The sequence below is a fragment of the Micropruina sp. genome (genome assembly GCF_047607385.1).
Taxonomy (GTDB): domain Bacteria; phylum Actinomycetota; class Actinomycetes; order Propionibacteriales; family Propionibacteriaceae; genus Micropruina.
Genome location: NZ_JASGDE010000148.1, coordinates 1 through 8,087, shown reverse-complemented (window position 1 = coordinate 8,087; position 8,087 = coordinate 1). Strand labels below are relative to the sequence as shown.

7 protein-coding genes are annotated in these 8,087 nt (G+C 71.1%); 3 read left to right on the top strand and 4 right to left on the bottom strand.

Annotation, left to right across the window (positions count from 1 at the left end):
* Positions 1-49: 49 nt before the first annotated feature.
* Positions 50-1,024, bottom strand: a complete 975-nt coding sequence (locus tag QM582_RS13335; RefSeq protein ID WP_415085151.1) for a helix-turn-helix transcriptional regulator — start codon at positions 1,022-1,024, stop codon at positions 50-52.
* Positions 1,025-1,086: 62 nt separating this feature from the next.
* Between QM582_RS13335 and QM582_RS13330 the strand changes: the two genes are divergently transcribed.
* A complete protein-coding gene (locus QM582_RS13330; protein ID WP_415085149.1) occupies positions 1,087-1,698 on the top strand; it encodes a TIGR03086 family metal-binding protein in 612 nt (203 codons plus the stop codon).
* Positions 1,699-1,932: 234 nt separating this feature from the next.
* On the opposite strand, the gene cysE is transcribed toward QM582_RS13330, so the two are convergent.
* Both cysE and cysK read right to left on the bottom strand, forming a co-directional pair.
* Positions 1,933-2,490: a serine O-acetyltransferase gene (gene cysE, locus QM582_RS13325; RefSeq protein ID WP_415085147.1), complete on the bottom strand. Its 558-nt coding sequence runs from the start codon at positions 2,488-2,490 to the stop codon at positions 1,933-1,935.
* Positions 2,490-3,419 (bottom strand): cysteine synthase A, encoded by a 930-nt coding sequence (gene cysK / locus QM582_RS13320; RefSeq protein ID WP_415085146.1) that lies wholly within the window; start codon positions 3,417-3,419, stop codon positions 2,490-2,492. The genes cysE and cysK overlap by 1 nt, the downstream gene beginning before the upstream one ends.
* A gap of 97 nt (positions 3,420-3,516) precedes the next feature.
* Between cysK and guaA the strand changes: the two genes are divergently transcribed.
* Both guaA and QM582_RS13310 read left to right on the top strand, forming a co-directional pair.
* Complete coding sequence (guaA, locus tag QM582_RS13315; RefSeq protein WP_415085144.1) at positions 3,517-5,070, top strand: glutamine-hydrolyzing GMP synthase; 1,554 nt, start codon at positions 3,517-3,519, stop codon at positions 5,068-5,070.
* 16 nt (positions 5,071-5,086) lie between these two features.
* A complete protein-coding gene (locus QM582_RS13310; protein WP_415085142.1) occupies positions 5,087-5,845 on the top strand; it encodes a hypothetical protein in 759 nt (252 codons plus the stop codon).
* A 115-nt stretch (positions 5,846-5,960) separates the two neighbouring features.
* On the opposite strand, the gene QM582_RS13305 is transcribed toward QM582_RS13310, so the two are convergent.
* Positions 5,961-7,940: a S9 family peptidase gene (locus QM582_RS13305; RefSeq protein WP_415085140.1), complete on the bottom strand. Its 1,980-nt coding sequence runs from the start codon at positions 7,938-7,940 to the stop codon at positions 5,961-5,963.
* Positions 7,941-8,087: the final 147 nt, after the last annotated feature.

Genomic DNA, 8,087 nt, shown 5'->3' with positions numbered 1-8,087 from the left:
GATCGGTGGATCGAGGCTAAGCCTCGATCCACCGCCCATCAGCGGTTCCCTAAGGTGCGTGCGCTTCGATGGTCGCCCGCGCCAGCCGCACCGCGTCGTCCCGCAGGTCGGTGGGGGAGAGCAGCCGGGCCTCGCCGCCGAAGGCCAATACGATCGCCAATGCCGCCCGACGGGCGCGGAAGGTGAGCTCCAGCACCGGCCATCCCGCGTCCTCGCCGAGCTGGTGCACCGTGGTGCCGGGCGCCAGCTGGAAGTGCGAGTACGTCGTGAAGAACCCGGCGGCCGCCGGATCGACGGCAACCGTGATCGTGCAGGCCTTGCCGGTGTCCTCGAAGGCCGCCCGCTGTCGAGCCCAGGCCTCGGCCAGATTCAGGTCGTCGGGAACCCGGGCGGTCTCGTCCAGCACGGTTGCCGAGACGATCCGGGAGACCCGGTAGGTGCGCTGCTCGCCCCGGTGCGCGGCCAGCAGGTACCAGCGTCCGGCGTTCTCGACCAGCCCGTACGGGTCGACCGTCCGGGTGCCGGGCTCTCCGTTGGTCCGCGGCGAGGCGTAGCGCAGCCGCAGTCGGCGCTTGCGGGTGGCGGCGTCCCGCAGCGTCGGCAGCAGCGGCACTTCCTCGGCGGAGGCGAACCAGCGCCGCCGGTCGACCACCACCACCGAGGCCAGCGTTTCGGCGGTCTCCAGGGCCGGAGCCGGCACGGTCGCCGACAGCTTGGTCAGTGCCGCGCTCAGCTCGCCGCTCAGCCCGAGTTCGGCGGCCGCCGTCCCCGACGTCCAGGCGAACAATGCCTGCGCCTCGCCCGGCGTCAGCCCGCTGACCTCGGTGCGGTAGCCGTCCAGCAGGGCGCAGCCGCCGTTGCGGCCGCGGTCGGTGTAGACCGGGACGCCGGCGGCGGACAACGCCTCCATGTCGCGCAGCACGGTGCGTTCCGAGACCTCCAGGATCTCGGCCAACCGGCGCGCGGGCAGCCGTCCGTGTCGCCGCAACAGGGCGAGGATCTGCAGCAACCGGTCGGCTCGCATGGTCTGAATCCTGTCACGAAAACATGACAGAAGGTGTCTGGTTAAGGCGACAGGATCGAGTCATGAACGAAACCCAGAACCTGCCGGACACCCGGCCCCTGTTCCTCGCGGCGCTCGCCCAGGTCACCCCGCTGATCGATGGGCTGGCGGCCTCCGACCTCGATCGCCCGACCCCGTGCTCGGAGTGGGCGGTGCGCGACCTGCTCAGCCACCTGGTCGCCGTCGAAGACCGGATCACCCACATCGCCGGCGGCGGCAAGCCCTTCGAGGTGCCGTCCGTCGTCGACGGCATCGCCGACGCCGACTGGTCGGACGCCTGGCACTCCCGGATCGCGCCGCTGGAACAGGCCATCGCGGACGACGCGCTGCTGGGCCGGACGTGGGCGCATCCGGCCGGAGAGATGCCGGGCTTCCAGGCCATCGCGATCTACGCCAGCGAGCTGGCGGTGCATGCCTGGGACCTGGCGCGCGCCCTCGGCCGCGACGATCAACTCAACCAAGAGATCGCCGAGGCGGTGGTCGGTCCGATGACCGGAGCCTTGCCGGCCGAGCCGCGCGGTGCCGAGATCGGCGTCCCGTTCGGCCCCGTCGTCCCGGTCGCTCCGGACGCCAGCGCCTATGCCCGCCTGGTCGGTTGGGTCGGACGCGATCCCGAGTGGACGCCCCAGAGCTGACCGGGGCCGTCAACTAGCGACCGATTCGGGAGGCGTTTCGCCTCGTCTGCCTCGGAGGGGTGCCGAATCGGTCGCTATCTGACGTCGGCCTCGCTGGTTGAGCTTGCGAAACCGCAGGTGGAGCCCACTCCGCGGCAACCCAAACCCGACCACAGAACGGGGGTCTCGACAAGCTCGACTAACGGTGCTCGGAAGGGTCTCGACAAGCTCGACCGACGAAGGGCAGGCAGGAACTCAGGCGATGACGTCCCCGGCGGTCATATTCGCCGGGATGCCGGTGACCACCGAGCCGGGTGGGACGTCCTTCACCACAAGGGCGTTGGCGCCCACCTTGGAACCGTCGCCGATGGTGATCGGTCCGATGATCTTGGCCCCGGCGCCGAGCAGCACGTTGTTGCCGATGGTCGGGTGTCGCTTGAACCGGCCGCGGGAGCGTCCGCCCAGGGTGACCTGGTGGTACATCAGCACGTCGTCGCCGATCTCGGCGGTCTCACCGATCACCACGCCGTTGCCGTGGTCGATGAAGAAGCGCCGGCCGATCACCGCACCCGGATGGATCTCCACCTGGGTGAGCGTCCGGGACAGCTGTGACAGCAGCCGGGCCAGCGGCCGCAGTGCCGGGCTGGTCACCCACAGCTTGTGGCAGAGCCGGTGCACCCAGACGGCATGAACGCCCGGGTACGCCAGCCCCACCATCAGCTTGCTGTGCGCCGCGGGATCTTCCCGCAGCGCGGTGTCCAGATCCTCGTTCAGCCGGAACCAGGCCGACGAGATCAGGGCACGCAGTGTCATCAATCCATCAGATCCGAGTACAGGATGGTGGACAGGTAGCGCTCGCCGAACGACGGGATGATCACCACGATGGTCTTGCCGGCGGTCTCCTCACGGGCGGCCAGCTCGGCGGCGGCGGCCAGCGCGGCGCCGGAGCTGATGCCGACCAGCAGGCCCTCCTTGGCGGCGGCCAGCCGGGCGAACTCCACGGCGGTCTCCGCGTTCTGCGGCAGGATCTCGTCGATGATCGAGCGGTCCAGGATCTCCGGGATGAAGTTGGCGCCGATGCCCTGGATCTTGTGCGGGCCGGGCTGGCCGCCGGACAGGATCGGCGACTCCTTGGGCTCGACGGCGACGATCGTCACCTCGGGCTTGCGCTCCTTCAGCACCTGGCCGACGCCGGAGATGGTGCCGCCGGTGCCGATGCCGGCGACCACGTAGTCGACGGTGCCGTCGGTGTCGTTCCAGATCTCCTCGGCGGTCGTCTTGCGGTGGATCTCGACGTTGGCCGGGTTGGCGAACTGGCGGACCAGGACGGCGCCCTCCTCGGCGCCGATCGCCTCGGCCCGGGCCACCGCACCGCGCATGCCCTCGGCACCCGGAGTCAGCACCAGTTCGGCACCGAACGCGCGCAGCAGGGCGCGGCGCTCCTTGGACATGGTCTCGGGCATGGTCAGCACCACCCGGTAGCCGCGCGCGGCGCCCACCATGGCCAGCGCGATGCCGGTGTTGCCGGAGGTGGCCTCGACGATGGTGCCGCCCGGCTTGAGCTGCCCGGACGCCTCCGCGGCGTCGATCATCGCCACGCCGATCCGGTCCTTCACCGAGTTGGCCGGGTTGTAGAACTCGAGCTTGGCCAGCACCGTCGCCTTGGTGTCGCCGAAGATGCGGTTGAGGCGGACCAGCGGGGTCCGTCCCACCAGCGTGGTCACGTCGTCGTAGATCTGCATGTGTCAGGTCCTCACTGATGGATCGCGCGGGTGCTCCGCGTTCACGAATCTCGGTGCTCAATCATGTCACCATTCGCAATCCCTACACTGGCGTCCCATGAGCCACGAGCACGAACTGGTCCTGGTCGTCGACTTCGGCGCGCAGTATGCGCAGCTGATCGCCCGGCGGATCAGAGAGGCCCGGATCTACTCCGAGATCGTCCCGCACACCGCGTCCGTCGACGAGATCATCGCCCGTCGGCCGAAGGCGATCGTGCTCTCCGGCGGGCCCCAGTCGGTGTATGCGCCGGGGGCGCCGCAGGTCGATCCGGCGCTGTTCACCACCGGCATCCCCACCTTCGGCATGTGTTACGGCTTCCAGGCGATGGCCAGTGCGCTCGGCGGCGAGGTGCGGCAGACCGGGCTGTCCGAGTTCGGCCGCACCGCCGTCCAGGTCGAGTCCGGCGGCACCCTGCTGGGCGGGCTGCCGTCCGACTTCCGGGCCTGGATGAGCCACGGCGACGCCGTCTACGCCGCGCCGCCCGGGTTCGTCTGCCTGGCCACCTCCGGGGGTTCGCCGGTGGCGGCCTTCGAAGATCCGGCGCGCGGCCTGGCCGGCGTCCAGTGGCACCCCGAAGTCGGGCACTCCGAGTACGGCCAGGCGGTGCTGGAGGCGTTCCTGGTGCAGATCGCCGGCTGCCGTCAGGACTGGACGGCCGCCAGCATCGTCGACGACTCGGTGGCCGCGATCCGGGCCCAGGTGGGCGACAGGCAGGTGCTCTGCGCGCTGTCCGGCGGGGTCGACTCCGCGGTGGCGGCGGCGCTGGTGCAGAAGGCGATCGGCGACCAGCTGACCTGCGTCTTCGTCGATCACGGCCTGCTCCGCAAGGGCGAGGCCGAGCGGGTGGAGCGTGACTTCGTCGCGGTCACCGGGGTCGAGCTGGTGGTCCGGGACGAGGCCGACCGGTTCCTCGGCGCGCTGGCCGGGGTGAGCGACCCGGAGACCAAGCGCAAGATCATCGGACGCGAGTTCATCCGCACCTTCGAGGACGCCGCCCGCGCGCTGAACGCCTCCAAGGACATCGAGTTCCTGGTCCAGGGCACCCTCTACCCGGACGTGGTGGAGTCCGGCGGCGGCGAGGGTGCGGCCAACATCAAGAGCCACCACAACGTCGGCGGACTGCCCGACGACCTGCAGTTCTCCCTGGTGGAGCCGCTGCGCACCCTGTTCAAGGACGAGGTGCGCGCCGTCGGCACCGAGCTCGGGCTGCCCGACGAGATGGTCTGGCGGCACCCGTTCCCCGGCCCCGGCCTGGCGATCCGGATCATCGGCGAGATCACCCGGGAGCGGCTCGACCTGCTCCGCGAGGTGGACGCCATCGCCCGCGCCGAACTCACCGCGGCCGGCCTCGACCGGGAGATCTGGCAGTTCCCGGTGGTGCTGCTGGCCGACGTCCGCTCGGTGGGGGTGCAGGGCGACGGCCGCACCTACGGGCACCCGGTGGTGCTGCGTCCGGTCACCTCCGAGGACGCCATGACCGCCGATTGGGGACGGCTGCCCTACGACGTGCTGGAACGCATCTCGACCCGGATCACCAACGAGGTCCGCGAAGTGAACCGGGTGGTGCTCGACATCACCTCGAAGCCCCCGGGCACCATCGAGTGGGAGTGAGCCGTTGACCGGCGGCATGGTCGCACCCGCCGAGCAACAGTGGCGGGCGCTGGCCCGGTCGTCGCCGTGGCTGTGGCGCACCGCGCACTTCGACCTGGTGCGCACCGGCGCCGACCCGGTCCGGCTGGAGGCCTGGCTGGACCGGCGGAACGCGCTGCGGGTGGAGGGCGGCGACGGTGCGCCGATGGTGCAGGAGTTGCAGCGCTCGAGGTCGTCCTGGTTCGGCTGGGACGAGCAGGGCAACGCTGACAGCGGGACGTCGGAGGTGCCGTTCCCGTGGGAGGCCACCGTCACCTTCGACGCCGACGGCCTGGTCGCCGTCCGGCCGCCAGGGCACGAAGTCGCCGAGGAGCTGATGTGGCGCGACTACCGGTGGGTGGCGATGCTCGACCCGGTCGAGCTTGCCGACGGCTCGGATGAGCGCCTGGGCCCGGCGACCCTGGTGAGTGAGTTGAGCGCCGGTGAGCGGCACGGACGGTTGACCTGGTGGGCGGTTGTTCGGGAGGGCCCCGGTTACGACCCCCGCTGCACCTGCTGCCCGTTGCTGGACGGTCAGCTGGCCGACCGGATCTACGACGCCGAGGGTGGCCCCCGGGCGCCGAGGCTGCCCCGTCCCACCGACCTGCCGACCCGGTGGCTGGTCGGTCTCGACCGCGCAACCGGCATCGTGGTCAGTCTGCAGCCGCTGGACGGTCAGAGTTCCGTCGGCGGCTTCGAGGTCGTCCTGCACGCAGTGGACGAGACTGTCCAACTCGCCGCGCCGGCCGTGCGGTAGATTCCGCGCGTGTCCACGCTTTCACTCGCCGAGGCCAGCGCCAGCTTCTCCCGCTTGGTCGAGTCGGCGGACGAGGTGTGTCGGCGTCCGAACGGTTGACCGACCAACGTGCCGTTCAGCTGACCGGCAGGTGCCGCGCCCACCAGTCCAGGATCGCCTCGAACCGCTGCCGGCGATGCCACGGGGTGCCCGAGCGGGAGAGCTCGTGGTTCTCGCCCGGGAACACCAGCAGCTCGGCCTCCACCCCGCCCTGCTTCAGCTGGGTGTAGTAGCGAAGCGCCTGTGACAAGGGGCAACGTAGATCCTGCTCGGAGTGGACGACGAAGGTCGGGGTGCTCACCCGATCGGTCAGCAGCATCGGCGACTGGGCGTCCATGGCCTCCTTGGTGCCGTTGTACTGCTGCGGGAAGAACCAGCCGATGTCGGAGCTGCCGACGAACGACGCCGGGTCGAGGTACCCGCGCTCGACGATCGCGCCCGCCCAGCGATGGTCGTGGGCGATGATCCAGGCGGTCAGGTAGCCGCCGTAGGAGCCGCCCATGATGCCGACCCGTTCGCCGTCCAGCCCGGGCACGGACGCCACCGCATGATCGAGGAAGGCCAGCACGTCGGCCGAGTCCAGCTCGCCGAAGGCGCCCTGGATGGCCCGGCCGTGCTCGCGTCCGTAGCCGGCGGAGCCACGCGGATTGCACATCACCACCGCGTAGCCGGCCTCGGCGTACACCTGCGCCTCGTCGAAGAACACCGAGGTGTACTGCGCGAACGGTCCGCCGTGGATCATCAGCAGCACCGGGTGCGGCCCCTCGCCGGCGGGGGTGACCACCCAGCCGTGCACCGGGTAGCCGTCGAACGACCTCGCCTGCAGCTCCTGCGGCTCGCGGATCTCGGTGCCCGCGCGCAGCGCCGCCCCGAAATCGGTCAGCGGCGTCAGGCCGCCGCCGTCCAGCACCCCGAGCTCGCCCATGCTGCTCCCGGTGCGGTAGCTGACCACCGGGGCTGCGTCAGGCGTCCGGCCGGGCAGGCCGCAGCCGAACGCCACCACGCCGGCGTCGATGTCCAGCAGGAACTCGGTGCCCTCGGCGGTCACCTTCAGCAGCTGGGACGCCCCACGCGCCTCGGCGATCGCCAGCACACCGTTGCCGGCCGGCACCAGGTCGCCCTCGATCAGGACGTCCGGGTCGGTGAGCCGCTGCGGTCCGTCGGCGCCGAGTCGGTACACCGACGGCTGTGCCGCGACGAACTCCAGCCCGGAGGCGCCCAGTTCCGCGCCGGTGAACCAGATCGTGCCGTCCACCTCGACCGGGGACGCCACGTCCAGCGAGCCGTCGGTGAGCCGGGTCACGTCACCACCGTCGACGCTGACCCGAAGCAGGTCGCTGACCAGGTTCTCCGGTTCGCCGGGTTGTCCGGCCACCACCAGCACCGCGTCACCGGCGGCGGTGAAGCACGGCTGGCGGTGATCGGTGTCGGCGGTGGTCAGCTGGGTGGCCTTCGGGACGCCGTGGTCCTTCAGCGCCTCCGGTTCGAGCTGCTTGGCGGCGCGCCCGACCGGCGTCACCGGCGGCTCGGCGTGGACGTCCGGCACTTCGACGACGAACAGCTGGCTGCGCCGGTCCCGTGACCAGCCCAGCCCGTTGTACTGGAAGGCCAGCGCGGTGATGTGCCGCGGATCCTCCTGGCCGGCGGCGACCCCGTCCACGGTGCCGTAGCGGCCCTCCTCCGGCACCCGGGCGATGAAGGCCAGCAGCCGCCCGTCCGGTGAGAAGGCGAAGTCGGAGACGCCCAACGGCTGGTTGGTCAGGCACAGCGGCTCGCCGCCGGAGCTCGGGATCAGGTGCACCTGGGACCGGTCGTTCGCCCCGGCGCGCAGGAAGCCGATCAGCGAGCCGTCCGGGGAGAACCGGGGATTGCTGTCGCTCTGGCCGCGGGTCAGCCGCCGGGTGGCCGCGCCGTCCAGCGGGACGTGCCAGAGCTGCCCGACGTAGCCGTCCGCGTCGAAATCGGGGCGACTGGTCGCCACCACCGCCCAACCGCCGTCGGGATGGACGGCGGGCGTCGACACGGTGGTGAGCAGGGGCAGTTGATCGGGACGCATGGCTTCGACCCTAGTGGTCGATCACCTCTGAGGCTGGGGGCGGCGGATCACCGATGCGGTTCGACCGGACAGACTCCCGCCGATGCCGCCGATGCCGCCGATGCCGCCGATGCCGCCGATGCCGCCGATGCCGCCGATGCCGCCGAT

Bases quoted from the DNA above. Each gene is read 5' to 3' on its own strand.
- guaA (WP_415085144.1), top strand. From the start codon at position 3,517: ATGAGCCACGAGCACGAACTGGTCCTGGTCGTCGACTTCGGCGCGCAG.
- cysK (WP_415085146.1), bottom strand. From the start codon at position 3,419: ATGCAGATCTACGACGACGTGACCACGCTGGTGGGACGGACCCCGCTG.
- QM582_RS13335 (WP_415085151.1), bottom strand. From the start codon at position 1,024: ATGCGAGCCGACCGGTTGCTGCAGATCCTCGCCCTGTTGCGGCGACAC.
- QM582_RS13310 (WP_415085142.1), top strand. From the start codon at position 5,087: ATGGTCGCACCCGCCGAGCAACAGTGGCGGGCGCTGGCCCGGTCGTCG.
- QM582_RS13305 (WP_415085140.1), bottom strand. From the start codon at position 7,940: ATGCGTCCCGATCAACTGCCCCTGCTCACCACCGTGTCGACGCCCGCC.
- QM582_RS13330 (WP_415085149.1), top strand. From the start codon at position 1,087: ATGAACGAAACCCAGAACCTGCCGGACACCCGGCCCCTGTTCCTCGCG.
- cysE (WP_415085147.1), bottom strand. From the start codon at position 2,490: ATGACACTGCGTGCCCTGATCTCGTCGGCCTGGTTCCGGCTGAACGAG.